This is a genomic window from Streptomyces sp. NPDC031670 (genome assembly GCF_055580545.1).
On sequence record NZ_JBVILC010000004.1, the window covers coordinates 11,485 to 36,513 of the forward strand.

Genomic DNA, 25,029 nt, shown 5'->3' on the forward strand with positions numbered 1-25,029 from the left:
GAGGAAAACCTTCGACTGTCTAACGAACCCTGGCGCCCAGTCTCAGGGCTTCAGCGTGTCGACGAACCGGTACCGTCCGCCGCCGTCGTCGCGCGCCGAGGGCGGTCCGAGTTCGACCAGGGCCATCGGGCGGTCGGACGGCTCGCCCGTGTCGGGGGTGAACGCGATCTCACCGCTGACGCCGCGTATCTTGTACGTCCCGTTGGTCTGCCCGAGCAGGTCGAGGACTGTGCCCGCGGTGACCTTCTCCACGCCGTAGGTGTCCACGGCCCGGCGGGCCGCGATACTGGCCGTGTACACCGCGTCGTGGCCCACCATGGCCTGCCCGTTGGTGAGTTCGCCCGCGCTGCCGCCGCGCAGGGCGAGGTAGCGGCGCCGGAAGTCGGGGAACGGGCCGCGTTCCTGGCCCCCGTATATCCGGGCGGAGGCATCGGGGTGGGCGTACGCCGTGTAGTACGCCCGCAGCCCGCTGGCCTTCCAGCGTCTGCCCAGCTCGTCGAGTTCGGCCGTGTCGGTACGGCCGCTGGTGCCGAAGTACATGCCCACGGCGCTCGACCCGGAGAGCACGGTCACCGGACAGCTGCGCCGGTTCTCGCCCGCCGCCTCCACGAAGCTGCGCAACTCCCGCCCGCGCGCGGCGAAGTAGACGCCGTCCGGTGTGGCGCCGGGAACACAGATCTTCTCCGCGACCACCCGGAGCGCGTTGCCGCTGCCCGGTGCCGCGCCCGAGGTGAACGGGACCACCGTCTCGACCTTGAGGCCCATACGCCGCGCGGCGGTCATGAACCCCGAGTACAGCGAGGCGTTGTAGATGTCGCCCGCCTTGTTGTCCTTGACGACCTGGAGGCGGTATCCGGGCCGGCTGTCCTGCTGCTGCTTGAAGTAGCGTGCCGCGGCCGAGGCCTGCTCCCCGGCCGGGAAGGAGACCCGGAAGAAACCGGGCGCGGGTGAGCGCATCTCGTCCCCGGCGACCGTCGCGCCCACGACCGGCACCCCGGCGGCACGCAGTTTCTCGACCGCGGCGAGCGTGCGGGCGTTGCTCTGCCCGATCCCCGCCACGGCCACGAGATGCTGCTCGTCCTTCATCTTCAGGAGCTGGTCGACCACTTCACCGGCGTACGTGTCGTTGCGGCCGGTGTTGGCGAGCAGCAGCCGGACGCGGGGCAGGGTGCCGCGCTCGTCGTTGATCTCCTGCTGGGCGATCAGCGCACCGGTGACGGACTGGCGGGTGCCTTCCGGGCCGCGGTCCTCCGAGCCGCCGGACATCGACTCCAGATAGGCGATGGCCACCGACTTCTCCCCGGCCTTCTCGACCTCGCGGTTCTCGTCACGGATCCGCGCGCTGAGGTCGCCGAGGGCGGGGAAGGCGTAGGAGCCGTCGGTCACCCCGACGCACTCGCCGCCGGACTTCTTGGCGACGCCCCGCGCGCAGTCCGTCTCGGGCGCGCAGGCCCTGACCAGTACGAGGGTGAGCAGCGCCGCGAGCGCGACGCCGAGTGCCGACCACAGCACCTTGCGGCTGGGCGGTCTGGGCAGGGTGAGGCTCGGGGTGGGTGTGCTCATCGCCAGGGCTCCTCGGTGTACTGCTGCGCCTTGTCCTGCAGCACGTTCGCCCAGGAGACCCGCTGGGTGTGGGCTGCCGCGAGGGTGTGGAAGCGGGCGTAGACCTCGCGGTAGAGCGAGGCGTACGGATCGCCGAGCGGGTCCCGGTAGGGGTCCCCGATCAGGTCGGTGGCCGGATCCTCGCCGGGCTCCGGGGCTATCCAGCTCGCGGCGAGCAGGCGCGTGACGGTGCGCAGCCGGGGTGCGGTGTCATCGCGCAGATGCCGCACCAGCGCCTCGTAACGCTCCCAGGGATCGCTGCCGGTGCCGCTGACGGAGCGGGGCAGGGGCGCGCGGCGCAGCCGGCACAGTTGGGCACACCACTGCTCCGGGGTGTCCTGCTCGAAGGTCGCGTCCAGGTGAGCCGCGGCGGCGGGCAGGTCGCCTCGTGCCAGGGCGTGGTACGCCGCGAGATCCGGCTCCCCCCGCGCCTCCGCCTCGGCGCGCAGCGCGGCGTGCAGTGCGGCCGGGTCCTCCAGGGTGTTCAGGAGCAGGCGGCGCAGGAGGGGATGCGGGGTGCCCGCGGGGCCGTCGGCGAGCGGGGTGGCGGTATCGATGTGCATGGTGCGCAGCCGGTCCCGGGTGAACGCGTGGAACTCCTGGCCCAGATGGGCCCTGGTCTCGGTCTCGGCCTGTAACCAGTGGGCGACGGTGGCCTGGGCGAGGTCCGGTGCGGCGGCGGCCCTGGCCAGCGCGCCGCGCAGCCCCTGCGGCGGGTCGATGGGCAGCAGGCGGTCCAGCAGGGCGGTACTGAAGTCGCCCCGTGGTTCCAGGACGCGGCGCAGCCGCTCCTCCCAGGGCTCCAGGGGCTCGCCCCCGTGCAGCGCGGCCAGGACGCGGGCGGTCGCCTCGGGCTGTCCCCGGGTGATCTCGTACACCGTCCAGCCCAGCCACCGTGCCCCCGCATGGCTGCGGGGCGGGGGTGCGGAAGCCGACTGGAAGACGTCCTTGGCCTGCTGCTCCACCTCGGCGCGCGTCAAGTCGCGCAGTCGGCCCACCCGCAGTCCCGCCGTCACCTCCTGCGGGGCGAAGGCCGTGCCAGGCGGCCACGGCCCGGGATAGCCGTCGGCCGCGTACTGCCGGCCGAAGTCGACGTCCTGGAGTGCCTTCGGGTAGCTGCCGGCCATGGCCACGACCACCAGGGGGTCGGGGTCGGCGGCCCGGCGCTCCTGGACGAGCAGGCGCAGCACTTCGCCGCCGAGCTTGTTGTCGGCGTTGTCCAGCAGGACCAGGCAGCGCACGGCCCAGCCCTTCCTGGTGTAGCAGCGCCGGAGTTCCTGGAGGAACAGGCCGCAGACGATGCGCTCGGTGGTGGCTCGGTCCTCGGCGGCGGCGCCGTGGTAGGCGTGGTTGAGCTCGACGAGGATGTCGAGGGCGGAGGCGACGGCCGAGGCCCGCCGGATCCTGGAGAGCCGGCGGAGCATCTGGCCGTGCCTCAGCACCCGTTCGATGGTGGGCAGCACCCGGAACAGCTCGGTGAACGGGGACGGCAGCCCGGCCATGGACCCCGCTGCCTGCCCGACCTGGATGATGTGCGGCAGCCAGTGGGACGGCGGCCCGGACAGCTCCTGGCTCAGCCGGCGGCGGGCCACCGCCCGGTCCTGGGGGTCGAGTTCGAGCGCGAGCGCCGCACACATGAGGTGGAAGGCGGGCAGCGAGATACGCGGCACATGCTTCTTGCGTGGTTCGATGCCGTACGCCATCGCTTGCAGGACGTCGACGGGCCGTTGCTCGTGGCGGGCCAGTTCGGCCAGGTCGAGCCGGACCACCGGGCCCACGGCCGCCCATGTGCCGAGCGCCCGCAGCAGAGTCGTCTTGCCGCTGCCCCGCGGCCCGAGCAGCAGCGTGACAGGGTGCTGCCCGGCCGCTCGGCCGCCCTCGCCGGGCAACAGCTGCGACTCGACGTAGCTCTGCACCAGCCGGTCACGCTCGGACTGCCCCGCCCACTCCCGCGGCATTGGCCCCCCTACCCACGGTCCGGTACCACCACGGTGTGGCACCAGCGGAGGAGCAATATCCCCGGGGTGTATGGGGGTTGCAAGGGCTGTTGTGAATTCTGGACGAAGTGGCGGGGAAATCCGGTCCCACCTGCTGCCTTCAGCGGCGGCGGTCGATCCGTGGGGAGGGGGCGGTCAGCCGGAGGGAGCGACTTCTCGCCGTCGACGCCGTGTCGGTGCCGTGTCGGTGATCTGTCGACGGCTGACGGGACATTGGTGGAAACCGGCACCCGCACCACGGCACCGGTCGCCAACGTCCCGGCCCAGCGGCCCGCGTACCCGGCACACCTGGCCGGAGTACGCCCAGCAGGCCACGACCAGCAAGGAACCCTCGATGACCACCGACATCACGATCATCGGCGCCGGACTCGGCGGCCTCACGCTCGCCCGCGTCCTGCACGTCCACGGAATACCGGCCACGATCTACGAGGCGGAACCCTCTCCCGCCGCGCGCTCGCAGGGCGGCATGCTGGACATCCACGACTACAACGGCCAACTGGCCGTTGAAGCAGCCGACTTGGTGGACGAGTTCCGCGGCATCATTCTCGCGGGCCGCCAGGCGATGCGGGTCCTGCGGCCGGACGGGACCGTCCAGTTCGACCAGGCCGACGACGGGACCGGGGGACGCCCCGAGGTACAGCGCGGCGAACTGCGCCGGATCCTGCTCGACTCCCTCCCGCCCGGCACCGTCCGGTGGGGGCACAAGGCCACCGGCAGCCGCAGCCTCGGCGACGGGCGCCACGAGGTGACGTTCGCGGACGGCAGCACCGCCGTCAGCGGTCTGCTGGTCGGCGCGGACGGCGCGTGGTCACGGGTCCGTCCGTTGCTCTCCCCCGCCACACCCGAGTACATCGGGAAATCGGTCGTCGAGACCTACCTTTTCGACGCCGACACCCGCCACCCCGCCGCCGCCAAGACGGTCGGCGGCGGCGCGATGGTCGCGCACTCGCCGGGCAGGGAGCTCTTCGCCCACCGCGAGAAGGACAACGCGCTCCACGTCTACGTGGGTGTGTCGGAACCCCAGGAGTGGTTCGCCGCCGTTGATTTCACCGATGCCGCCGCGGCCACCGCACGCATCGCGCGGGAGTTCGACGGCTGGGCGCCGGAACTCCTCGCGCTGATCACCGACGGCGACATCGCACCCGTACTGCGTCCCCTCTTCGCCCTGCCGACCGGGCACCGGTGGGACCGGGTACCTGGCGTGACCCTGCTCGGCGACGCGGCACACCTGTCTGCCCCGAACGGCGAAGGCGCCAACCTGGCCATGCTCGACGGCGCCGAACTCGCCGCGGCCCTCGCCGCGCACCCCGGCGACATCGAGACCGCGCTCGCCGCATACGAACAGGCCCTGTTCCCCCGCAGCGCCGAAGCCGCCCTCGTCGCACACGGAGACGGTCACGGCGGCGACTCCGCCGAAACCGCCAACGCCGACAACACCGACAACACCATCAACAACCTGATCAACGCCTACGTCCGGGATGACGGGGCCCGATCATGACGTAGGGGCGCGCAGCGGGCAGGGCGCCGGTCGCGCGGCTCTTCCGCCGCGTTACCGGCGCCCCCGCGCCGGGTACGTGAAGATCGCGGGGCGGATGAGGCGGGGATCCGCAACGGGGGTGGCTTGCGCGTCGGTCCTCCGGGTAGGGCGTCTGAATGAGCGGGACATCCGCGCAGCCCGGAGATTACTGAAAGAGACGCGCTTGTGACCCATCTCGGCGGCCCCGGCGACGACGCTGCGAAGGGAGCGGACGACGGCGCTGACGCCGTCGCGCGGGACATCGCTGATGCCGTGGACCAGTTGACCAACCTGTGGTCACTGGCCGCCCACGAGGCACCCGTACGGTTGTCCCTGCACCAGCTGAGGGCCCTTCGCTTCCTGGAGTCGGCACGGGAGCTGAACCTGACAGGGCTGGCGGAACGGCTGGACATCGGGCTCCCCACCGCCAGTCGTCTGTGCGACCGGCTGGAGGCGGCCGGCCTGCTGGAGCGGACGCTTCATCCCCACAGCCGGCGCGAGGTGCGGCTGAGCCTCACCCCGCACGGCGGACATGTGCTTCAGGACGTGGCCGACCGGCGGGTCCAGATGCTGGCGTGCGCGCTGGAGGAGATGACGCGGGCCGAGCGGCTGGCCCTGAGCCGCGGCCTGCGTGCCTTCCTCGCGGCCCGGGATGCCGCACGGACGCGTACGGACGGTCCTGGGCTCACATGACGCCCGCGGAAGAGCACGCGCCGGTTCTCCGCGGCCGGAACGCGGTCGGCGGCGTTCACCAGCGTCCGCCTTCCCTGCTGGTGACTTCGACCCCGGTGGACCGCGTTCGGGGTGAGGGCACTTCGCAGCCCACGGCCGAGGGGCCGTCGACCGGGGTGTGGCACAGCAGCAGGCAGACGTCGTCGTCGCGTTCGGAGTCGTACAGCATCGGCTCCAGCAGGGCTTCGGCCGCCGTGTCCAGATCCTCCCGCAGATCCGTGGCGGCCAGCGCGCCGAGGGCCTCGGTGAGACGGCCGATGCCGACGTCGATGCCCGCGCTGCGGCGCTCGACCAGCCCGTCCGTGTAGAGGGCCAGCGTCGAGCCGGGCGGCAGGTGGGCGGTGTGGTCCTGGTACTCGTACGACATCGGGATGCCGAGCATGATCCCCGGGCGCGAGTCCAGGATGTGCACCGAACCGTCGGGCGCGCGCACGACCGGCGGCGGATGTCCGGCGGCGGCCCATACGACGGTGGGGTCGCCGGGACGGAAACGGACGACGGCGGCGGTCGCGTACAGCTCGGGCTGCAGGTGGCGGAGCATGCCGTGCAGACGGGTGAGGATCTGGCCGGGGCCGTCGCCTTCGAAGGCGTAGGCGCGCAGGGCGGTGCGCAACTGTCCCATCATGACGGCCGCACGCAGACCGTGGCCGGTGACGTCGCCGATGACGGCCAGCAGGCTGCCGTCGGGCTGGGGGAAAGCGTCGTACCAGTCGCCGCCGATGTTCAGGCCGTGGGTGGCGGGCAGATAGCGGGCGGCGAGGCGGAGATGGGAGGTCGCGGGCAGGTCGGTGAGCTGGGCACGCTGGAGTGCTTCGGCCGTGTCGCGGTGCTGTTCGTAGCGGCGGGCGTTGTCCAGGGCGGTGGCGGTGCGGCGGGCGAGTTCGACGAGCATGACGCTCTCGTCGGGAGCGAAGCGGCGGTCGGCGGTGAGGATGAGGACGCCCAGGAGCCGGCGCGCGGTGAGGGGAATGCACAGCACCGTCCGGTCCGGGGCGAGGACCGAGGGCGGCAGGTCCTCGACGCCGGGCAGGCCACCTGGGTGGGCGGCGGCGTGCTGCGGGCGGCCGGTACGGGCGGCGGCGACCGCGGCGGCCGGGTGGCTGTCGTGGTGCGGGGTGTGCTCGTCGTCGAAGAGCCAGACGTCGACGCGGGCGGCGTGGCTGGGGACGAGGAGGTCGGGCAGCCGCCCGAGGATGTCCTCCTGGTCGAGTGAGGCGGCCACGGCGTCGCTGGCGTCGGCCAGGAAGGTCAGCAGGCGCCGAGCGTTCTCCGCCTCCGCCCGGGCGGCCTGTTCCGCGGCGAGGAGTTCCTTCTGCACCAGCGCCGCGGCCTCCAGTTCCGCGTGGATCGCCACGACGCCCTGGTTGGTCTGGTGCAGCTCCTCGCGGTGGAAGCTGAGCAGGCTCTCCGCCTCCTCCAGCCGGTCCAGGATGGCGGCGGTGTCCTCGTCGGAGGCCAGGACGGCCGCGGCGAACGCGTCGTCGTCCAGGGCGGCCGGGTGGGCGCGGAAGAGGCGCGGTGTCTCGGCGCAGTCGAGCGAGCGCTGCCACGGTGTGCCGTCGCCCGGCTGGTGGCCGGCCGGGCGCAGCGTGATCCGCAGGTGCGGGCGGTGTCCGGCCGCGGGCTGCCGCGTGTGGAGGAGGAGTTCCCAGACACCGCCCTGGGCGAGGCAGTCGCGCAGGCGGGCGGTGAGGTCGGTCAGGAAGCGCGTGCGCTGGAAAGGCGGCGCCGCGGCGTCCACCGCCAGGCGGGCCAGCGTCGCCCGGGCGCGGACCGCGTCCTGGGCCGAGGCGATCTTCCAGAACTCAGAGATGTCGGTCATGGTCGCCTGTCCGGCGGTCGGGGGCCAGTACGGCCACGCTGGTGTCGTCACGCAGGGGGCTGGCGGCGCTGGCGGCGTCCCGCAGGATCGCCGCGGCCACCACCGCGGGGTCGTGGGTGAACAGATGGGTGTCGTGCGGCGGTGTCCAGCGGCTGGGCAGTCCGTCGCTGTGCAGAACGAGAAGGCTGTCGGGCTGCCACGGCACGCGGTGTACGGGGACGGTGGCGGGACGCTGGACGCCGACGATTCCGGGGTGGGACAGGAGCGGGCGCCAGCCTCCGGCGGTGTACAGGCGGGCGCCGATGTTACCGATCCCGGCGAACGACAACTGGCGTGATTCCAGGTCGAGTTGGGCCACGGCGACGGCCGCGCCGCGGGTGGGCCGCAGCGGCGCGTCCAGGCGTCGCAGGAGGTCGGCGGGCGGCAGATGGGGGTTCGCGCGCAGTTCACGCGTCGCGGCGGTGGAGGCCCGGGCGGCTTCGGGGCCGTGGCCGAGGCCGTCGGCGAGGAGCAGGGTCAGATGTGTGCCGGAGCGTGCCCAGTACCAGGCGTCGCCGGAGCACTCCGCCTCGGCCAGGGGGACGTTGATCCCTCCCACCCGCAGCCCGGCACCGGGGTCGCTCCGCGGTGGCGCCGGTGGGGGCAGGTCGCGGATGCGGGCGACCGCGACCGTCCCCCGCCCGGGTGTGCTGTGCAGGTCGAAGTCGTCGGATATGCGTCGGCACGTGCCCAGTCCGGCGCCGAGTGAGGAGTGGCTGGTGGTGTGCCCGTCGCGCAGGGCGGTCTCGACGTCGGGGATGCCCGGGCCGTGGTCCATGGAGACCATCTGCACGGAGGGTTCGCCCCGGGCGGCCGAGGTGTCCGCACCGTCGACCAGGTCGATGGTGATGCGGCCTCCGCCCGCGTGCTTGAGGAGGTTGGTGGCCAGCTCGGTGGCGACCAGGGCGGCGGCCTCGGTGCGGCGCGGCGCGAGCCCGGCGTGGGCGCAGGCAGCTTCGGCGGCGACCCGGACGTCCCGCACGCGGGTCGAGTCCTGCACGGGGATGTCCCACACCCGGCTCATCCGAGCCCCGCACGTGGTCGGCCCATGGGAGTGACCCAGGCGATGACGGTGACGGTGGTGCCCTCGCCGGGTCGGCTGTCGATGGTGAACTCCTGGACGAGGCGTTTGGCGCCGCTCAGCCCCAGGCCCAGGCCGCCGCCGGAGGTGTAGCCGTCGGTCATCGCCTGTTCCAGGTCGCGGATGCCGGGCCCGGAGTCCGTGAAGGTCACCTTCAGCCCGCGTACGGGACCGCCGGTCAGCGGGGTCACCTCCGCGTGGCCGCCGCCCCCGTGGATGAGGGTGTTGCGGGCCAGCTCGCTGGCCGCGGTCACCAGCTTGGTCTGCTGCACGAGTCCGAAGCCGAGCTCGGCCGCCGCCTGCCGCACCTCCTGCCTGACCCAGGCCAGGTCCGCGTCCGAGCCGATGGGCAGGCAGGTGGTGCCGGTGGGGCGAGGGGCATGTGTCACGCGTCCTCCCCCGCACGCACGGGCAGAGCGGTCGCCGGGTCGTGCCCCAGCAGGGCCAACGCCCGCTCGACGTCCAGGGCGGTGGCCAGCCCGGGCAGGGTCAGTCCGAGCTCGACCATGGTGATGGCCACGGCGGGACGCATCCCGGCCAGAACGGTCCGCGCGGCCAGCAGGCGGGCGCTTGAGGCGATCTCCGCCAGGACCCGGCCGAGGAACGAGTCGACGATCTCCACTCCGGACAGGTCGATCACCACCCCGGTCACCGGGCTGCTCGCGATGCGCTCGGTGAGGTCGTGCTGGAGCTGCTCGGCCGCCCCGTCGTACAGCTCGCTCTGGAGCGTGACCAGCAGGAGACTGCCCAGCGCCAGGACCGGCACCTGGGGCGAGGCGCCCAAGGGTGGTCCGTTCATCGCGGGCTCGCTCCGCCGGGCGTACCGGCGCTGACCGCGACACCCTGCCTCCGCAGCGCGTAGGCCAGGGCGTCGGCGAGGGTGGCGTGGGTGACGACGCTGCCGAGGTCGATGCCGAGGTGGACGATGGTCTGCGCGATGGCCGGCCGGATACCCGACACCAGGCATTCGGCGCCCATCAGCCGGGCCGCGGCCACCGTCTTCATCAGGTGCTGGGCCACCAGGGAGTCGACCGTGGGCACACCGGTGATGTCAAGGATGGCGTACCGGGCGCGCTGCGCGACGATCGCGTTCAGCAGGTTCTCCATCACCACCTGGCTGCGCGCGCTGTCGAGGGTGCCGATCAGCGGCACCGCGACGACGTTCTCCCACAGCTGGATCACCGGCGTGGCTACTTCCATCAGCTGCTGGCGCTGCCGCTCGATCAGCTCCTGCCCGGCGCTGAGCGCCGTCTCCATCACCACCAGGCGCAGGGTGCCCATCAGTACGGCCAGTGCCAGCGCGCACTGCTGTGCCTGGTCGTCGGCGGGGTCCTCGAACTCGTCGCGGAGCAGGGCGGCGACGGGCTCGCGCAGCGCCGCGACCTCGTCGGCGATCTGCGCCGCGGTGGCTCCCGTGCGCGCCAGGGAGGCCGCCATCCGCTGCAGCTGTTCGCGTACGGGGGCGAAGCCGGGCGCGGCGATGTCCTCCAGCCGCCGGGAGGCGGCCACCGTGGACAGCGCGTCCACGACGGCCTTGCCCGCTTCCACGGCCTCCTCACGGGAGAGGGTGAACACCGTGCGGAACAGGGCCGCGTCGGCCCACCGCTGGGCGATCTGCTCCCGCCTGCGCTCAAGGAAGTCGGCTGTCTGCTTCGCCGCCGGCTCCGGGGCCGCGTCCTGTTCCGACACCTGCATACGTCTCCCTCGTGCCCGTGGGCTCTGTGGCCCGCCGCACGGCAGGCCTTCCGACAATCATTGCCGCATGACAAACATTAGCGGCGGGGTGTAGTGCAAACAACTGCGTGATCACCTCCGGAGGGGCCCGGACGCGAGAGCCCGGTCACGTCGACCGCCCCCGCCAGTCCAGACAGATCACCAGGGCGTCGTCGTCCGGCGCGGACTTGCCGCGGTAGCCGGCCAGTTCACGCAGGATGGCCCGGGGAACCTCCGCGGCGGGCAGCAGCCGGGTGGCCGTCATCGCCCGAGCGAGCGCCGCGTCCCCGTAGGTCTCGCCCACCGGCGAGGCGACCGAGTACACCCCGTCGCTCACGAAGATGAAACGGTCCCCCGGCTCGGCCTGGAAGTCCTGAGCCACGTAGTCGGTCTCCTCGAACATGCCCAGCGGAAGCTGGGCCTCGAAGCGGACACGTTCCACCACGCCGTCACGCAGCCGCAGCATCTGCGGGGAACCGGCGTCCACCACCCGCGCCCGGCCGGTGGCCAGGTCGAAGTCGAACATCAGCACCGACAGGTAGCAGCGCCCCCGGTAGTGGGCGTAGACCGCCTGGTCGGCCAGCGCGGCCTGGTCGGCGAGCTCGATCCCCGCCCGTCGCGCGTTGCGCAGGGCGTTGACGGCCAGATTCGTCAGCAGCGAGGCCTCTATCCCCTCGCCCATGCCGTTGGAGACGTACAACATGAACCGGTCGGCCGTCGCCGACCAGTCGAAGTTGTCGCCGAAGATCCCGTACGCCGGCTCCAACTGCGCACCCAGCTCGTACTCCGGGCGCGCGCAGGAGCGGCCCGGCAGCAGTTGCCACTGCATCTCCGCGGCCAGGGTGAGCCGGTCCTTGCGCCGCGCCTGGAGGTACAGGTCGGTGTCCCGCTCGGCGACGATCACCTCGTGCCCGAGCATTTCCGCGATCTGCGCCAGTTCTGCCAGACCGTCGGCCACAAGCTTCCGGCTCGCGTACGTCACCGTCAGCACACCGAGCCGGTCGCCGCGCACGGTGACGGGCAGATGGACCCGCACCGGGCCGCCCTCCACGCCCTCCTCGACGAAGGGTTCCTGGGAACCGAAGGCCCGCCCGGCCGGGCTGCTGTGCGCCGACACCGGCTCCAGCGTGTGCGGAAGCACGGACACCGGCTGCAGCACCGTCAGACCGTAGTCGGCCATGAAGAGCTCGACGGAGTCCGCCGCGTACTGCTCGATCAGCACACGACGGACAGCGTCGAGCACCTCGTGAGGCGCCGCCGTGCGCAACGCACGCTCTGCTGCCATATATCTGTTCACGATGGAAATCACCAATCCTTCACCGGAAGGTCGTATACCTCACTCAAGCGATGCGGCCGTCCGGTCCGGCCGCGCCGGTCGCCACGACAGCTCCGCCGACGCCCGCGCCTAGTAGGCTGGCAGCCGTCCCAGTGCCTGCGAGAGTGTGACCGTGACAGACTTCCGCCCCCGCTCAGTGCCGAACGAGGTCGCGCGCGTGACTTCCACGGCCGCGGAGCTGCTGGAGGTCCTGTGGGGCAGGGCCTCAACCGCACCGGCGTCCGCGTCGCAGCTGCGCGTCCTGCTCATCCTTGAGCACAACGGCGGCATCAACCTGCGCACCCTCGCCGACTTCCTGGCCTCGACCCCGCCCTCGACCAGCCGTCTGTGCGACCGTCTGCAGGCCGCCGGGTTCGTCGAGCGGGAAGTGAGCCCGGTCGACCGGCGCGAAGTGCGTCTGCACCTCAGCAGCCGCGGCCAGGCCTTCCTCACCGACCTGCGTGTCCGCAGGCAGCAGGCCGTACAGGCCGTCCTGGAGCAGATGCCCCACGCCGAGCGGGCCGCGCTTCTGCGAGGCCTGGAAGCGTTCTGTATCGCCGCCGAGGCACAGATACACGACGGCTCCGAGGCCTCGGAGGACACCGACAGCCGCACGGCCTGAGCGCCCTGCCGCAGCATGCGGTCCCTGATCGCCGTAGGCTGCCGACGATCAGCGCACGGAGCGGTCTCCGCCCACCGGAACATTCCAGGTCCCTTCCCGTGCACGGTCCGCACGGCCACTTGATTGCCCTCCCCCATAGTTGTCGGAAGGCAACTATTCACTCTCTGCCACTCTCTCACACGGCGTTCATGTACCCCCGGTCGCCGCGCCCCTTACCCCTTGTGGGCAAGATCTCGTGGCGATGCGGGGGGCGCGGAGGCGCGCCAGGCGCACAAGACCGGCGCGAGCCGGGCCTGTTGCGCGGTGTTCCCCGGCGAGGCTCCGGTGGGGATTCGGAGGGGGTTTTCCTCGACCGGGCCGCGCTTCTTGTCCCCGGGGTCGCCGACTGTCATCGTCGGAACCTGCGCCCGGTACGAGAGCCCGGGCAACGCAGAAGCAGGGGGACGGGATGAGGATTCTCAAGGGGCACACGTCGAAACGAAGGGCATTCGTGCTGGGGACCTTCGTGATGCTCGCGGGCCTGCTACAGGTACCGGCCGCGTCGGCGAGCGATACGGCAGCCGCTCCCCCGGGCTACGGCGGGCCGTTCAGTTCGTGTCCCGGCGAAACGTATAAAACGGTGACCCTGCGCAACGGGACCACGGAACTCGGCTACATGCAGATCTGGTACTCCGGCAGTTACAAGGGAGGCACCTACTGCGCACGGGCCGGCGAGTCGATCGCCGGCGCACATCACATGGAGATCGTCGTGCGCCGCGGGGACTGGCAGACTTCCTGGTCCGACTCGGGCACCTACAACGACTACGCCGGCTATATCGACGTCTACGGCGCGGCCACCAAGTGTGTGCACTTCTTCGGCCGCGTCACGGTGAACGGGGTGAACTACGACCGGACTTGGCTGACGCCCGAGTGCCTGTGACACCGGTGCCCACCGGACGGCGTGGTGATGGGTGCGGGTCAGGGGCCGTCCGGCCCGGCCGCCGCCACGGCCTCCGCCGCCACCCGTTGCAGCGCACGCTGAGTGACCCAGCGGTTGTCCCCGCCGGCCAGGTGTGTCAGGGCGCGGCCCACCCATTCCGGGTCGCCGAGCAGGTGCGCATTCCCCTCGCCGACGAGCTGCCGCAGCAGATGCTCAAGCCGCAGGGCGTCCACCGCGCGGTACGGTCGCGCGTGCCGGTCGAAGCGCAGTTGGTCGTCCTCGTAGGGGTGGCGCAGTGTCATGTGCAGCCACCCGCCGTCGCGCCCGGCGACCATGCCCTTCCACGTATACGTCCCCCGGCTGTTGACGCTCCAGGAGTGCTTGCCCCAGGTGATCCATATGCCCGACATGATCCTGGACCACGGGATCAACCGTCCCTCGGAGTCCGGCTCGTGCTGGTAGAGCCCGTCGGGACGGAACTCGACCCAGTGGGTGTCCGGCCGCGTGGCGTCCCCGACTCCCCAACGACCGCTGACCAGTTCCAACGGCCCCAAGCATGTGTGGTCCTTCACCATGCCGTCATTGAATCACGCGTTCCACGAACGGTTGTGCCGCCCCGTGCCGAGTGCCTCCGCCTCCACGGCGCGCAACTCCGGCCTGACCAGTGTCACCTCGGTGGGCGGCGACGAGAAACACGGTCGGCCCCCGACCCCTTCGCGGGGGTCGGGGGCCGACCGTGCGAGAGACGGCTGCCGTACTAGTGGCGGAACGCGTCCTTCGTCTTCTCCTTGGCCTGGCGGGCATCGCCCTTGGCCTGCTCGGCACGGCCTTCGGCGGTCATACGTTCATTGCCGACCACGCGGCCGAGGGTCTCCTTCGCCTTGCCCTTGGCCTGCTCGGCATGCGCCTTGGTCTTCTGCTCGCCCGACATCGGGGACCTCCTCGTGACGTACCGGATTGGTCGTGACCCGCTCCTGCTCGTATCCGCCGACCTCAAACCCCCGAGGCGGGCGGGACGGGCGAACCGGGCACACCGCCCTTCCCCGCGCCGTCACTCCTTGCTGACGACGACCACTTCGTCGTTGTCCGTCCAGCGGCGCCGCTCGTCCTTGGGCGGGTTGATCCGCACGCCGTAGCCCAGCCGCGTCGACGAGCCGTCGTGACTGCGGTAGCCGATGGCGCATTCGCCGTGCTGCCGTGCCGCTGCCACGATGGTGGCGAAGGACGTCTCGACCCCTGGCCGCACATAGTGCGGGGCCGGCCGTAGGCGCACCCCGGTGCCGTCGGCGGAGAACAGTTCCTCGAACACCGCCGCCAAGTGCCGGTTCTGGGAGATCTGGGCCATGAGCAGGCCGATGAGCTTGCCACTGATGATCACGTCGGCGCCGGGGCTGATGGGCGCCAGTGGCCGGTTGCGGTCGTCGACCAGTTCGGTGACGACCGGCAGTTCGTGCCCGGTGGCCTCTTCGAGCTGGCGCAGCAGCAGGAGGGTGACGAGCGTCCGGTTGTCGGGGTCGTCCGGCGACGGCCCCGGGGCGGGGTCCTGGCCCAGCACGATGATGCTGTCGTACGAGTGCACGTCCAGGCGTTTGAACGTTTCGGGACGGGTGATGTCCGCGTCGTGCAGGGTCACGGTGAGGTTGGTGCCGCTGTGCGCGTCGGCCGCGTTCACCTGTCGGGCTGTCGCTCCCCCACCCCCGGTCACCACGTCGATGACCGAGCCTGGCCGGGTACAGCGGCGTAACTGGTTCACCAGGAGCGGCGCTCGGCGGTTCCAGCCCAGCAGCAGCACCCGCTCCGCCGCCGCGGGAGCCGAAGGGGCGGACACCATCGCGGTGTTCTCGACCAGCTCCGTGCAGTCGTCCAGCCAGACCGTGTCGTCGTCGCGGGAGATGCCGATGAGCAGGTCGTCGGGAGCGAGCGGGGTCTGCGGTGGCGGGTTCAGCAGGGCCGCGTTCTCTCGTACGATCCCGACGACGCTCGACGTCCGATAGGCGAGGAGTGCGTCACCGAAGGGGCGGCCGGTCAAGGTCGGTTCGTTGAACAGGTAGAACTCGTCGCCGGCGAAGTCCATGAGTTCCTGGTGGACCAGGGAGAGCCCCGGACGGCGGGCCGCCTGGACGATCAGCCGTGCCGTGATGGTGTCGCTCTCCAGGACCACCCCGTCGGGCCCCGCGGCCAGACGGGCGGCCAGGCGGTACCGGTCGTCCCGGACGGCGGCGACGACAGGGGGACGGGCACGGGCTCCCTCCGCGGCCGGGGCCGCCCTGAGCGCCAGCAGTGTCTTGACCACCTCGGCGTCGGCACCGGGTTCGTCATGGGGCAGAACGAGCACGACCCCGGCGGAGTCCGCGTTGGTCAGGGCCAGCACCGCCGGGTCGGTGGGGGGACCGCTGCGGCAGATCAGCCGCGTACGGCCCAGGGGACCCACCTTCGTCCTCAGGGCCTCCTCCATGGCGCTCTTGTCCCGGTCGGCCAGCACCACCACCGCGGCACGCCGCTGGTTGGCGTTGGCGGCCACCAGTTCGCTCACCACCGTGAACACCTGCTCCGACCACCCGAGGACCACGACGTGCCCCTGTTCGAGCACGGTGGAACGGCCCCGCCGTAGCGCCGCGAGCCGTTCCGTGATGGCCGCGGTGATCAAGCTGACGAGCGTCGAGACGTACAGGAGCGCGATCAGGGCGAGAAGCACCGACAGGGCGACCCGCAACGGTCTGCCCGTCGCCCCGCCCAGCCGCAGCGTCTCCCCGGTGACGTGCCAGACCTGGACCAGCCGACCCCTCAGGGGCCTCGGCGCGGCGGGGTCGGTCCACACCATGACGGCGCTGACGGGGACGACGATGGCCAGGCACAGCACCGCCATCCAGCCGACCAGCGCGAAGGCACCACGGGCCAGCGTGCTGTCGAACCAGTAACGGGCTCGTTCACCGAGCCCCGTACGCCCATGCGGCACACTGCTCCCTCCGTCGCGCCGCACTCTCCTGAGGCCGCCTCGGCGCCGCGTACGGAATGCGCCGCGCGGACTCGGCCGAGAGCACGGATATGGATATGCCTTTGGCAGTGTGCGGGATCGGTCGCGACGGCAGACCGAGATCGCCCGGCATTCATCCCTTCGGGTCTTCCCCCAGGCGCCCCGGCCTGTTCCGGGCCTGTTCCCGGGCCCGTCCCCCTCAGCGGACGTGCCGCGTCGTCAGGGTTTCTCGCCGCGTCGCTCCTTCGAGTCAATGGCGGTGCGATGTGCGGGCCCCGGGTCACGGCCGCCACTACAAAGGGCGCCATGACTGAAGATCACGCGGTGGCCCCAGACAGCGGTTTCTCCCGGCGGACCTTCGCGACGGCGGCCGGCGCGGCCACGGTCGCGACAGCCCTCACCGGCCCCGCCGCCGCGGCCCTGCCGGCCCCGGCCGGCCCGGTCCAGAGCCGTGGTGCCGACTTCGACCGGTGCCTCGCCGTCGCTCGCGCGCTGCTCGTACTGGACTCCGACAACCACCCCCTCGTCCCGCGTTACCAGCACGTCCTCCGCGAGGGGCTGCCCGCCCAGCGGCGGGCGCGCCCCAAGAACGTCCTGGTGGTCGGCGCCGGCCCCGCCGGGCTGGTGACCGCCTGGCTGCTGAAGCGAGCGGGGCACCGGGTGACGGTCCTGGAGGCGAACGGCAACCGAGCCGGCGGACGCATCAAGACCTTCCGCAAGGGGGGCCACGAACAGGGCGAGCAGCCCTTCGCCGATCCCCACCAGTACGCCGAGGCGGGCGCCATGCGCATCCCCGGCAGCCACTCCCTGGTGATGGAACTGATCGACCGGTTCGGTCTGAAGAAGCGCCCGTTCCACTACGTCGACATCGACCACGAGGGACACCCCGCCAACCACACCTGGATCCACGTCAACGGCATCCGCATGCGGCGCGCGGACTACGCCCGCGCGCCCCGGCGCGTCAACCGGTCCTTCGGGGTCCCCCGGGCCTACTGGGACACCCCCGCCGCGGCCATCGTGCGCTCCGTGCTGGACCCGGTCCGCGACGAGTTCAGCTACCTCGGCCGCGACGGCAAGCGGATCGACAAGCCTCTCCACGAGCGCTTGGAGGGCTGGGCGCGGGTGGTGCAGCGGTTCGGCGACTGGTCGATGTTCCGCTTCCTGACGGAGCACGCCCGCCTCGACGAGCGGACCGTCGACCTGATCGGCACCGTGGAGAACCTCACCTCACGCCTGCCGCTGTCGTTCATCCACAGTTTCATCGGCTCCTCCCTCATCAGCCCCGACACGCCCTTCTACGAGCTGGCGGGCGGCACGGCCGTACTGCCGGACGCCCTCCTGGAGCGCGTGCGCGGGGAGGTGCGGTTCGACCGCCGTGTCACGCGCATCGAGTACCACGACCCCGAGCACCCCTCGTCGGACACCGAGCACGTACGGAGCAAGGGCCCGCACGTGTGGGTGGACACCGTGTCCGAGGGCCGCGACGGTCCCGTCGTACGGGAGCACTTCAGCGCGGACGTCGCCGTGATCACGGTGCCCTTCGCCGGACTGCGCCACGTACGGATCGACCCGCCCATGTCGTACACCAAGCGGCGCGCGGTCTGCGAACTCCACTACGACAGCGCGACCAAGGTCCTGCTGGAGTTCAGCCGCCGGTGGTGGGAGTTCGACGAGGCCGACTGGAAGCGCGAACTGCACGCGATCGATCCCGGCCTGTACGACGCCTACCGCACCGGCCGCGCCGCCGCGGACGGCAGCCTGCTCGGCGCCCACCCCTCCGTGCCCGGCGGATACATCACCGACGATCAGCGCACCCACTACGCCGCCAACCGCTCGGTGGCACGGGACCAGCCGGAGGCGGTCCACGTCGTGGGTGGCGGCTCGGTGTCGGACAACGCCAACCGGTTCATGTTCCACCCCTCCCATCCGGTCCCGAACAGCGCCGGAGGAGTGGTCCTGGCCTCGTACAGCTGGGCGGACGACGCCCGGCGCTGGGACGCCGTGGACGACGAGGCCCGCTACCCGTACGCCCTGTGCGGCCTCCAGGAGGTCTACGGACAGCGCGTCGAGGTCTTCTACACCGGCGCGGGCCGCACCCAGAGCTGGTCGCGCGACCCCTACGCCTTCGGGGAGGCGTCCGTGCTCCTGCCCGGACAGCACACCGAGTTGCTGCCCTCCATCCCCACCCACGAGGGGCCGTTGCACTTCGCCGGCGATCACACGTCCGTGAAGCCGGCCTGGATCGAGGGCGCGGTGGAGTCCGCGGTGCGTGCCTCCTTGGAGGTCCACACCGCATGAGCCCAGCGATCCGCTGAGCCTCGGCGCGGGCTGCCAACCCCTGCGGTTCAGGGGGTTGGCAGCCCGGGGACGGGTTCCAGCCGCAGTCGCCGGACCGGCCAGGGCGGTGGTTCCGTCCGGCCGAACCAGACCCGGACCTCCTCCCCGGTGCGGACGGGCAGGAGGGGGTAGTCGTTCTCGGCGTGCTCGGTGCGGTGCAGTGCGTGGTCCGGGCCCAGATGCTGGGCGGCGTACGCGTCGAAGGCCGTGGCGTCGGACGGGTGGCAGACGGTGGCGACCACCTCGCCGGTGCCCGGCCGCGAGGGGAAACCGGGGCCGCGCAGCAGCAGGACGTCATCACTGTCGATCATGGTGGCGTTGGCCGCGTCGCGGTGCTTCCGCCAGACGGGACCGGTGTAGAACGCCTCCAGCGCGCGGCGACGGTGTGCCATGTCGGGAAACGCCCGCAGCCAGACGAAGCGGTCCGGGTCGTCGAGGTCTCGGAACCGGCCGCCCACCGTGATGCCGACCGCCTGCTGACCGGTCACGAACTCGCGCTCGAAGAGCTCGACCAGCGTCTCCCGGGTGCCGGGACGCAGGGTGTACTGCCGGAGCTCGACGATGCTCATGCGGCGCCCACCGCGGCACGGGTGAAGTCCATCGTCCAGTTGAGTTCCCAGGTGCGGCCGTCGTCGGCGGAGAACTCCTGCTCCCAGCGGGCGGCGTCCGCGCCGAGGCGGGACCAGGTGAAGTGCACCCGGACGGGGCGGCCGTCGTAGGTGTCCTCGCCGAAAAAGTCGCCGCGGTCGCCGGTGAAGCCACCGACCACGGGGGGATCCAGTCGGCCGGTGCGGCTGTCGGACCAGTGGATCGACCAGCGCTCCGTCGTGCGGTCGAACAGCCGCAGGGTCACGCCCTGGTGTCCGAGGGTGGGAAAGGTGATCTCGTCGATGTTGCCGCCGCCCGCGAACAGCGGCCGGACCACCGCGTGCCCGGGGAACTCCACCCAGGTGTCCGGGCCGGTGCCGAGCGGGGCGGTGAGACGGCGGTTGGCCACGTCCCAGGAGCCGTGCAGGAAGTCGAAGTCGTTCATATGCGCAGGCTAGGGAGACTCCCCTGACATCCACTGTCAGTGGATACCGAGGCGTATGCGCGCGAGCCGACTGGTCACCCTGCTTCTGCTGCTCCAGAACCGGGGCCGGATGACGGCACGGCAACTGGCCGACGAGTTGGAGGTCTCCGTCCGTACGGTCTACCGGGACGTCGAGGCGCTCAGCGCCGCTGGTATTCCGCTGTACGGCGATGCCGGGCACGCAGGGGGTTACCGGCTGGTGGACGGCTACCGGACCCGGCTCACCGGGCTGACGGCGGACGAGGCGCAGGCCGCGTTCCTCGCGGCGCTCCCCGGCACCGCCGCCGAACTCGGCCTCGGCGAGGCGCTCGCCACGGCCCAGCTCAAACTGCGGGCGGCCCTTCCGGCGGAGCTCCGCGAGCACGCCGGCCGGATCCAGGAACGCTTCCTGCTCGACGCCCCCGGCTGGTACGGCGACGGCGGCCGTACGCCTCATCTGGCCGCGGTCGCCACCGCGGTGTGGGCACGGCGGGCGGTGGTCCTGCGGTATCGGCGCTGGCGGGCGCCGGAGGAGATCGAGCGGCGGGTGGAGCCGTACGGGCTGGTACTCAAGGCGGGCCGCTGGTATCTGGTCGCCGCCGGACCGTCCGGGGTCCGCACCTACCGGGTCGACCAGATCGACGAACTCCGGCCGCTGGACGAGGAGTTCGCGATGCCGGACGGGTTCGGCCTGGCCGCGTACTGGGACGGCTATCTGGCCGACTTCCGGGCCCGGCTGCACACCGGGGAGGCGGTGGTGCGGCTCACCGAGGAGGGGGCCCGCCGCCTCGGCGTGCCGCACGGGGGCGGCGAGTGGACCGAGGCCCGGGTGCCCATCGAGTCCCTCGACCACGCCCCCCAGGAGTTCCTGCGGCTGGGCACCGACGTCGAGGTCATGGCACCGGCCGAACTCCGCGAGCGCGTCGCCGAGACGGTACGCGTCCTGGCGGCCCGCTACACCCGTTCCTCGTGCGGTGCGGTGCGCTGAGCGGAGAGCGCACCCCATGATCGGCCGTCGGTTTCGGGCTCACCTACGGGTTCGTCGGTTCGGCGGCGCGACGGTATTCGGCGTTGATGCGCTGGGCTTCTTCGAGCTGGTCCTCAAGGATGACGATGCGGCAGGCGGCCTCGATGGGGGTGCCCTGGTCGACGAGTTCGCGCGCGCGGGCGGCGATACGCAGTTGGTAACGGGAGTAACGGCGGTGGCCACCGGCGGAGCGCAGCGGCGTGATGAGACGGGCTTCGCCAATGGCGCGAAGGAAGCCCTGGGTGGTGCCGAGCATCTCGGCGGCCCGGCCCATGGTGTAGGCGGGATAGTCGTCGTCGTCGAGACGGCTGTTGGAGTCCTCTACTGTCATTTGCACCTCTCTGTGGCACGCGTCGAGGGGCCCGGATGCCGTACCGGCACCCGGGCCCCGAAGGAACTGCTACACCATCTGCCGGCCCTGGTACTGCGCCGGCCTTCTGTTTCCGCCGTTCCGACCCGATTGCTGTCGGAGGTGCGGGGATCGCGGTTGCTTGACCGGAGACCACCTCACTATCGATGTCCTGCGGTACCCGGGGTCAGACATCCGCCCGGGCGATCCTGATGGCGCTCGCTCCTCCGTCCTTCCCTCTGGATCAATCACTTGCGTACTGCTGGTACTGCGGACTGCACTTGTCGAACTGCTACTGCGGTACTGCACTACTGCTGGTACTACTGCCCGGCAGTTCGTCTCTGCCGGGCCTTGTCCGATCTGAGCTACAAGAGAAACCATAGCCACATCAGCACCCAATGTCTACTCCGGCCAGCATAGATTTTCTGGCGTCCGACAGTGGAGCCGCCACGTCATCCTTTCGACGACGACATGTTTGTCATCGATTGGATGACCTGCTACAACGGTGGTGTTGAAGCGCATTGGCGGGTACGACCCGAACCTTCTGGAGGTGTTTCACGATGTTGATGCGCACCGACCCCTTCCGTGAGCTGGACCGCCTCGCCCAGCAGCTGACCGGGACCGGTACCGGCACCTGGACCCGGCCGTCCGCGATGGCGATGGACGCCTACCGCGAGGGCGACGAGTACGTGGTGGCCTTCGACCTTCCGGGTGTCAGCCCGGAGGCGATCGACATCGACGTCGAGCGGAACATGCTGACCGTCAAGGCCGAGCGCCGACCGGTCGCAAAGGCCGAGAACGTGCAGATGGAGCTGTCGGAACGGCCCCTGGGCGTCTTCTCACGTCAGCTCGTGCTGGCCGACACCCTCGACACCGAACGCATCAAGGCCGACTACGAGGCCGGGGTGCTCACCCTGCGCATCCCGATCGCCGAACGCGCCAAGCCCCGCAAGATCACCATCAGCGGGGACTCCTCCCGCAAGGAGATCTCCGGCTGAACCCGGCGCCGGGAGCCGAACAGAGGCGCAGGACGGGACCCGGTCTCCCCCCCTCCACCCGTCCTGCGCTCCCCTCAGTCCCCCTCAGCCCAGAGAGGCGGTGGCCGACGTGTCTCTACGGAGGGAAGCGTTCCTCGACCAGGTGAAGGAACGTGGCGAGTACAAGAACATCCAGGAGGCCGAGCGGGCGGCCCGTGTCGTTCTCGCCCTTCTCGGCGCCCACTTGGTCGGCCGGGTCCGTGCCGAGCTGGCCGCGTGTCTGCCGGAGGCGTTCGCCCTGATCCTCCTCAACCCGCTGCAGAGCGCCGAACCGCTCTCGCCCGAACGGTTCGTACGGGCGACGGCGGCCTGGATCGAGGGGGCCACCGAGACGACCGCCACCTGGGACGTCAGCGCCGTCCTCAGCACCGCCGCCGACGCGGCCGGCGACGATCTCATGCACCAGATCCTGCTTCAGTTGCCCACCGGCTACGACCTTCTCTTCGGCCGCCCCCAGGCCGGCTCCGCACATCCATGAGCAGGTACGCGCAACGGTCGGACGGCGGGACCACGGTCGCCCACCGCCCGGTCGTCCTCGACGGAAACCGGGTCCTGGGCTGGGCGGCGTCGACACCGCGCCGGCAGACCGACTAGACCCGCTCAGCGTGTTCCGGCCGTGGCGCGGCGATACTCATGCCGGTTCGGTGGGCTTCACGCCGTCGTCTCGATACCGAGTTCGGTCAGCAGGCCGCGGACGCGCCGCTCGATCTCGTCGCGGATCGGGCGGACCGCCGCGACGCCCTGGCCGGCCGGGTCGTCGAGCTGCCAGTCCAGGTACCGCTTGCCGGGGAAGTACGGGCAGGCGTCGCCGCAGCCCATGGTGATCACCACGTCCGAGGACCGCACCGCCTCGGTGGTGAGGATCTTGGGGCTCTGGGCCGAGAGATCGATGCCCACCTCCTTCATGGCCTCCAGCACGGCCGGGTTCACCGCGTCGGCGGGCGCTGATCCGGCGGAGCGGACCTGGACGCGGTCCGCGCCGAGATGGGTGAGGAAGGCGGCGCCCATCTGGGACCGTCCGGCGTTGTGCACGCAGACGAACAGCACGGAGGGTACGGCGGAGGTGCTCATCAGGTCAGGGCGCTTTCTTCGGCGGAGGCGGAGAGGGCGGGGGCGCAGGCCTGCTGCCTGCCGTGGGGGACGATGACCTCGTCCTCGTTCGCGGAGGCCGGACGGCCGAAGCAGAGCGCGACCAGACCGAGCCCGATGGCGGCGCCCACCAGCTGGGCGGCGACGAAGGGCAGTACGGACGCCGGGGCGATTCCGGCGAAGGTGTCGGTGAACGCCCGGCCCATCGTCACGGCCGGGTTGGCGAAGCTGGTCGAGGAGGTGAACCAGTACGCCGCCCCGATGTAGGAGGCGACCAGCAGCGGCGCCAGGTGCGCGCGGCCCGCGCGGGCCAGGCCGAAGATGAGCCAGACCAGCCCGGCGGTGGCCACGACCTCGCTCAGCCACAGATGTCCGGCGGACCGGTCGTGGGTGGCGAAGTGCACCAGCGGCTTGGCGAACATGGCGTCGGCCAGCACCGCGCCGGTGATCGCCCCGGCGATCTGAGCGGGCACGTACGCGAGGACGTCACGCAGGGTGGTCGTGGTGTCGCCGGTGCGGCGGCCGGTGAACCAGGCGGCGAGGGTGACCGCCGGGTTGAAGTGTGCTCCCGACACGGGGCCGAGCAGGGCGATCAGCACGCCGAGGCCGAAGACGGTGGCGAGGGAGTTGGCCAGGAGTTGCAGCCCGATGTCGTGGGTCAGTGCGGTGGCCTGGATGCCGGAGCCGACCACCACCGCGACCAGCGCGGCCGTGCCGAGCCCTTCGACGGCCGTCCGCCGCCCCAGCGGCGCGGGCGCGCTCACGCCGACATCTTCGCGGCGACGGGGATCTGGAGCAGCGCGGACAGCTTCGCCAGGGCCTCGGGCAGCACCCAGTAGTACACCCAGGTCCCACGCCGCTCGGAGCCGACCAGGCCGGCCTCCCGGAGCACCTTCAGATGATGGGAGATCGTCGGCTGGGACACGTCGAACGGGCCGATGAGGTCGCACACGCACGCTTCACCGCCCTCGTGGGAGGCGATCAGCGAGAGCAGCCGCAGCCGGATCGGGTCCGACAGCGCCTTGAACATCCGCGAGAGGTCGGCCGCGGCCTCCTCCCCCAGCGGCTCGTGGACCATCGGGGTGCAGCACGCCTCCGCGTCAGGGGCGAGCAGCGGCAGACCAGCTTGTTTCGACATGCCTCTATGTTGACAGCGATCTAATCCGGCGGCAAGGTTATCAATATCGACAGCTGTCGATACAAGCCGTTTTCACGGTTGGGAGACCGCCATGTCCCGTGTTCAGCTCGCCCTGCGCGTTGCCGACCTCAAAGCCTCGATCGCCTTCTACTCCAAGCTCTTCGGGGCCGAGCCGGCCAAGCGTCGCGAGGGATACGCCAACTTCGCCATCACCGAGCCCCCGCTCAAGCTCGTCCTCATCGAGGGCGACGGGGGCGAGGACACCCGCCTGGACCACCTCGGCGTGGAGGTCATGTCCACCGACGAGTTCGCCGCGGCGACCGGGCGGCTCAAGGACGCGGGCCTGGCGACCTTCGAGGAGAACGACACCTCCTGCTGCTACGCCGTACAGGACAAGGTGTGGGTCTCCGCTCCCGGCAAGGAGCCGTGGGAGGTCTACGTCGTCAAGGCCGACGCCGACACCCGGGCGAAGGCCGGCAGCGCCCCGGACGCCTGCTGCGGCACCACCGCGTGCTGCACTCCCGACGAGCAGGCCGTCGACCCGGCCCGGACGGCCGCCGAAGCCAAGGCCGCCGCTGGATGCGCCTGTGCCGGCTGAGCCCGACACGGCGCCGTGACCCCGGGCGCAGCCGGTGGCGCCGCATTTCGTCCCGTCGTCCGGTGCGGCCC

At 71.4% G+C, this 25,029-nt stretch carries 26 protein-coding genes; 9 read left to right on the forward strand and 17 right to left on the reverse strand.

The window, feature by feature from the left end:
- Positions 1-42: 42 nt before the first annotated feature.
- Positions 43-1,563, reverse strand: a complete 1,521-nt coding sequence (locus ACZ5ID_RS09530; RefSeq protein WP_468895127.1) for an ABC transporter substrate-binding protein — start codon at positions 1,561-1,563, stop codon at positions 43-45.
- Positions 1,560-3,560 carry an ATP-binding protein gene (locus tag ACZ5ID_RS09535; protein WP_468895129.1) on the reverse strand — a complete coding sequence of 667 codons (2,001 nt, stop codon included), beginning with the start codon at positions 3,558-3,560 and terminating at the stop codon, positions 1,560-1,562. The genes ACZ5ID_RS09530 and ACZ5ID_RS09535 overlap by 4 nt, the downstream gene beginning before the upstream one ends.
- Before the next feature lie 373 nt (positions 3,561-3,933).
- Between ACZ5ID_RS09535 and ACZ5ID_RS09540 the strand changes: the two genes are divergently transcribed.
- Both ACZ5ID_RS09540 and ACZ5ID_RS09545 read left to right on the forward strand, forming a co-directional pair.
- A complete protein-coding gene (locus ACZ5ID_RS09540; RefSeq protein ID WP_468895131.1) occupies positions 3,934-5,097 on the forward strand; it encodes an FAD-dependent oxidoreductase in 1,164 nt (387 codons plus the stop codon).
- A gap of 204 nt (positions 5,098-5,301) precedes the next feature.
- Positions 5,302-5,808: a MarR family winged helix-turn-helix transcriptional regulator gene (locus ACZ5ID_RS09545; RefSeq protein ID WP_468895133.1), complete on the forward strand. Its 507-nt coding sequence runs from the start codon at positions 5,302-5,304 to the stop codon at positions 5,806-5,808.
- A 55-nt stretch (positions 5,809-5,863) separates the two neighbouring features.
- Here the strand turns inward: ACZ5ID_RS09545 and ACZ5ID_RS09550 are convergent, their stop codons facing one another.
- The 6 genes from ACZ5ID_RS09550 to ACZ5ID_RS09575 form a co-directional block, all read right to left on the reverse strand.
- Positions 5,864-7,669 (reverse strand): PP2C family protein-serine/threonine phosphatase, encoded by a 1,806-nt coding sequence (locus ACZ5ID_RS09550; protein ID WP_468895135.1) that lies wholly within the window; start codon positions 7,667-7,669, stop codon positions 5,864-5,866.
- The gene (locus ACZ5ID_RS09555; protein WP_468895137.1) at positions 7,653-8,732 is read right to left on the reverse strand and encodes a SpoIIE family protein phosphatase; all 1,080 of its coding nucleotides are present in this window, start codon (positions 8,730-8,732) and stop codon (positions 7,653-7,655) included. The genes ACZ5ID_RS09550 and ACZ5ID_RS09555 overlap by 17 nt, the downstream gene beginning before the upstream one ends.
- Entirely contained in the window at positions 8,729-9,178 is a 450-nt protein-coding gene (locus tag ACZ5ID_RS09560; protein WP_468895139.1) for an anti-sigma regulatory factor, read from the reverse strand. Before ACZ5ID_RS09560 ends, ACZ5ID_RS09555 begins: the two co-directional genes overlap by 4 nt.
- Positions 9,175-9,588, reverse strand: a complete 414-nt coding sequence (locus tag ACZ5ID_RS09565; protein ID WP_468895141.1) for an STAS domain-containing protein — start codon at positions 9,586-9,588, stop codon at positions 9,175-9,177. Before ACZ5ID_RS09565 ends, ACZ5ID_RS09560 begins: the two co-directional genes overlap by 4 nt.
- A complete protein-coding gene (locus tag ACZ5ID_RS09570) occupies positions 9,585-10,484 on the reverse strand; it encodes an STAS domain-containing protein (protein WP_468895143.1) in 900 nt (299 codons plus the stop codon). The genes ACZ5ID_RS09565 and ACZ5ID_RS09570 overlap by 4 nt, the downstream gene beginning before the upstream one ends.
- Positions 10,485-10,629: 145 nt before the next feature.
- Complete coding sequence (locus tag ACZ5ID_RS09575; protein ID WP_468895145.1) at positions 10,630-11,787, reverse strand: PP2C family protein-serine/threonine phosphatase; 1,158 nt, start codon at positions 11,785-11,787, stop codon at positions 10,630-10,632.
- Between the two features lie 157 nt (positions 11,788-11,944).
- On the opposite strand from ACZ5ID_RS09575, the gene ACZ5ID_RS09580 reads away from it, so the two are divergent.
- Positions 11,945-12,439: a MarR family winged helix-turn-helix transcriptional regulator gene (locus ACZ5ID_RS09580; protein ID WP_468895147.1), complete on the forward strand. Its 495-nt coding sequence runs from the start codon at positions 11,945-11,947 to the stop codon at positions 12,437-12,439.
- Between the two features lie 448 nt (positions 12,440-12,887).
- Complete coding sequence (locus ACZ5ID_RS09585; protein ID WP_468895149.1) at positions 12,888-13,358, forward strand: hypothetical protein; 471 nt, start codon at positions 12,888-12,890, stop codon at positions 13,356-13,358.
- Positions 13,359-13,396: 38 nt separating this feature from the next.
- On the opposite strand, the gene ACZ5ID_RS09590 is transcribed toward ACZ5ID_RS09585, so the two are convergent.
- The 3 genes from ACZ5ID_RS09590 to ACZ5ID_RS09600 all read right to left on the reverse strand — a co-directional run bounded on the left by ACZ5ID_RS09590 (position 13,397) and on the right by ACZ5ID_RS09600 (position 16,314).
- Entirely contained in the window at positions 13,397-13,933 is a 537-nt protein-coding gene (locus ACZ5ID_RS09590) for a hypothetical protein (protein ID WP_468895151.1), read from the reverse strand.
- Positions 13,934-14,115: 182 nt separating this feature from the next.
- Positions 14,116-14,289 carry a CsbD family protein gene (locus ACZ5ID_RS09595; RefSeq protein ID WP_468895153.1) on the reverse strand — a complete coding sequence of 58 codons (174 nt, stop codon included), beginning with the start codon at positions 14,287-14,289 and terminating at the stop codon, positions 14,116-14,118.
- Positions 14,290-14,409: 120 nt separating this feature from the next.
- Entirely contained in the window at positions 14,410-16,314 is a 1,905-nt protein-coding gene (locus tag ACZ5ID_RS09600) for a CASTOR/POLLUX-related putative ion channel (RefSeq protein ID WP_468895154.1), read from the reverse strand.
- Positions 16,315-16,638: 324 nt separating this feature from the next.
- On the opposite strand from ACZ5ID_RS09600, the gene ACZ5ID_RS09605 reads away from it, so the two are divergent.
- A complete protein-coding gene (locus ACZ5ID_RS09605; protein WP_468895156.1) occupies positions 16,639-18,630 on the forward strand; it encodes a flavin monoamine oxidase family protein in 1,992 nt (663 codons plus the stop codon).
- A 47-nt stretch (positions 18,631-18,677) separates the two neighbouring features.
- Here the strand turns inward: ACZ5ID_RS09605 and ACZ5ID_RS09610 are convergent, their stop codons facing one another.
- Positions 18,678-19,238: an NIPSNAP family protein gene (locus ACZ5ID_RS09610; protein ID WP_468895158.1), complete on the reverse strand. Its 561-nt coding sequence runs from the start codon at positions 19,236-19,238 to the stop codon at positions 18,678-18,680.
- On the reverse strand, positions 19,235-19,702 hold the full coding sequence (locus ACZ5ID_RS09615; protein ID WP_468895160.1) for a hypothetical protein: 468 nt from the start codon (positions 19,700-19,702) through the stop codon (positions 19,235-19,237). The genes ACZ5ID_RS09610 and ACZ5ID_RS09615 overlap by 4 nt, the downstream gene beginning before the upstream one ends.
- 55 nt (positions 19,703-19,757) lie before the next feature.
- Here ACZ5ID_RS09615 and ACZ5ID_RS09620 point away from each other — a divergent pair, with 55 nt between their 5' ends.
- A complete protein-coding gene (locus ACZ5ID_RS09620) occupies positions 19,758-20,708 on the forward strand; it encodes a helix-turn-helix transcriptional regulator (protein ID WP_468895162.1) in 951 nt (316 codons plus the stop codon).
- Between the two features lie 43 nt (positions 20,709-20,751).
- Here ACZ5ID_RS09620 and ACZ5ID_RS09625 read toward each other — a convergent pair whose 3' ends face one another.
- A complete protein-coding gene (locus tag ACZ5ID_RS09625) occupies positions 20,752-21,078 on the reverse strand; it encodes a MerR family transcriptional regulator (protein WP_406551810.1) in 327 nt (108 codons plus the stop codon).
- Positions 21,079-21,656: 578 nt separating this feature from the next.
- Here ACZ5ID_RS09625 and ACZ5ID_RS09630 point away from each other — a divergent pair.
- The gene (locus tag ACZ5ID_RS09630) at positions 21,657-22,094 is read left to right on the forward strand and encodes an Hsp20/alpha crystallin family protein (protein ID WP_406551786.1); all 438 of its coding nucleotides are present in this window, start codon (positions 21,657-21,659) and stop codon (positions 22,092-22,094) included.
- Positions 22,095-22,203: 109 nt separating this feature from the next.
- A complete protein-coding gene (locus tag ACZ5ID_RS09635) occupies positions 22,204-22,611 on the forward strand; it encodes a DUF2267 domain-containing protein (RefSeq protein WP_468895164.1) in 408 nt (135 codons plus the stop codon).
- Positions 22,612-22,784: 173 nt separating this feature from the next.
- Here ACZ5ID_RS09635 and ACZ5ID_RS09640 read toward each other — a convergent pair whose 3' ends face one another.
- Genes ACZ5ID_RS09640 through ACZ5ID_RS09650 form a run of 3 tightly spaced genes read right to left on the reverse strand, consistent with a single transcriptional unit; the run spans position 22,785 to position 24,360 of the window.
- Positions 22,785-23,204, reverse strand: coding sequence for an arsenate reductase ArsC (locus ACZ5ID_RS09640; protein ID WP_468895166.1), 420 nt, complete (start codon positions 23,202-23,204; stop codon positions 22,785-22,787).
- Complete coding sequence (locus ACZ5ID_RS09645; protein WP_468895168.1) at positions 23,204-23,986, reverse strand: aquaporin; 783 nt, start codon at positions 23,984-23,986, stop codon at positions 23,204-23,206. The genes ACZ5ID_RS09640 and ACZ5ID_RS09645 overlap by 1 nt, the downstream gene beginning before the upstream one ends.
- Positions 23,983-24,360 (reverse strand): ArsR/SmtB family transcription factor, encoded by a 378-nt coding sequence (locus tag ACZ5ID_RS09650; RefSeq protein WP_468895170.1) that lies wholly within the window; start codon positions 24,358-24,360, stop codon positions 23,983-23,985. The genes ACZ5ID_RS09645 and ACZ5ID_RS09650 overlap by 4 nt, the downstream gene beginning before the upstream one ends.
- Positions 24,361-24,451: 91 nt before the next feature.
- Between ACZ5ID_RS09650 and ACZ5ID_RS09655 the strand changes: the two genes are divergently transcribed.
- Positions 24,452-24,958: an ArsI/CadI family heavy metal resistance metalloenzyme gene (locus tag ACZ5ID_RS09655; protein WP_468895172.1), complete on the forward strand. Its 507-nt coding sequence runs from the start codon at positions 24,452-24,454 to the stop codon at positions 24,956-24,958.
- Positions 24,959-25,029 lie beyond the last annotated feature (71 nt).

Coding starts and splice junctions, on each gene's coding strand:
- ACZ5ID_RS09585 (WP_468895149.1), top strand. CDS start 12,888: ATGAGGATTCTCAAGGGGCACACGTCGAAACGAAGGGCATTCGTGCTG.
- ACZ5ID_RS09630 (WP_406551786.1), top strand. CDS start 21,657: ATGTTGATGCGCACCGACCCCTTCCGTGAGCTGGACCGCCTCGCCCAG.
- ACZ5ID_RS09570 (WP_468895143.1), bottom strand. CDS start 10,484: ATGCAGGTGTCGGAACAGGACGCGGCCCCGGAGCCGGCGGCGAAGCAG.
- ACZ5ID_RS09535 (WP_468895129.1), bottom strand. CDS start 3,560: ATGCCGCGGGAGTGGGCGGGGCAGTCCGAGCGTGACCGGCTGGTGCAG.
- ACZ5ID_RS09555 (WP_468895137.1), bottom strand. CDS start 8,732: ATGAGCCGGGTGTGGGACATCCCCGTGCAGGACTCGACCCGCGTGCGG.
- ACZ5ID_RS09565 (WP_468895141.1), bottom strand. CDS start 9,588: ATGAACGGACCACCCTTGGGCGCCTCGCCCCAGGTGCCGGTCCTGGCG.
- ACZ5ID_RS09615 (WP_468895160.1), bottom strand. CDS start 19,702: ATGAACGACTTCGACTTCCTGCACGGCTCCTGGGACGTGGCCAACCGC.
- ACZ5ID_RS09575 (WP_468895145.1), bottom strand. CDS start 11,787: ATGGCAGCAGAGCGTGCGTTGCGCACGGCGGCGCCTCACGAGGTGCTC.
- ACZ5ID_RS09625 (WP_406551810.1), bottom strand. CDS start 21,078: ATGACAGTAGAGGACTCCAACAGCCGTCTCGACGACGACGACTATCCC.
- ACZ5ID_RS09605 (WP_468895156.1), top strand. CDS start 16,639: ATGACTGAAGATCACGCGGTGGCCCCAGACAGCGGTTTCTCCCGGCGG.
- ACZ5ID_RS09595 (WP_468895153.1), bottom strand. CDS start 14,289: ATGTCGGGCGAGCAGAAGACCAAGGCGCATGCCGAGCAGGCCAAGGGC.
- ACZ5ID_RS09650 (WP_468895170.1), bottom strand. CDS start 24,360: ATGTCGAAACAAGCTGGTCTGCCGCTGCTCGCCCCTGACGCGGAGGCG.
- ACZ5ID_RS09640 (WP_468895166.1), bottom strand. CDS start 23,204: ATGAGCACCTCCGCCGTACCCTCCGTGCTGTTCGTCTGCGTGCACAAC.
- ACZ5ID_RS09620 (WP_468895162.1), top strand. CDS start 19,758: ATGCGCGCGAGCCGACTGGTCACCCTGCTTCTGCTGCTCCAGAACCGG.
- ACZ5ID_RS09550 (WP_468895135.1), bottom strand. CDS start 7,669: ATGACCGACATCTCTGAGTTCTGGAAGATCGCCTCGGCCCAGGACGCG.
- ACZ5ID_RS09540 (WP_468895131.1), top strand. CDS start 3,934: ATGACCACCGACATCACGATCATCGGCGCCGGACTCGGCGGCCTCACG.
- ACZ5ID_RS09655 (WP_468895172.1), top strand. CDS start 24,452: ATGTCCCGTGTTCAGCTCGCCCTGCGCGTTGCCGACCTCAAAGCCTCG.
- ACZ5ID_RS09530 (WP_468895127.1), bottom strand. CDS start 1,563: ATGAGCACACCCACCCCGAGCCTCACCCTGCCCAGACCGCCCAGCCGC.
- ACZ5ID_RS09610 (WP_468895158.1), bottom strand. CDS start 19,238: ATGAGCATCGTCGAGCTCCGGCAGTACACCCTGCGTCCCGGCACCCGG.
- ACZ5ID_RS09590 (WP_468895151.1), bottom strand. CDS start 13,933: ATGGTGAAGGACCACACATGCTTGGGGCCGTTGGAACTGGTCAGCGGT.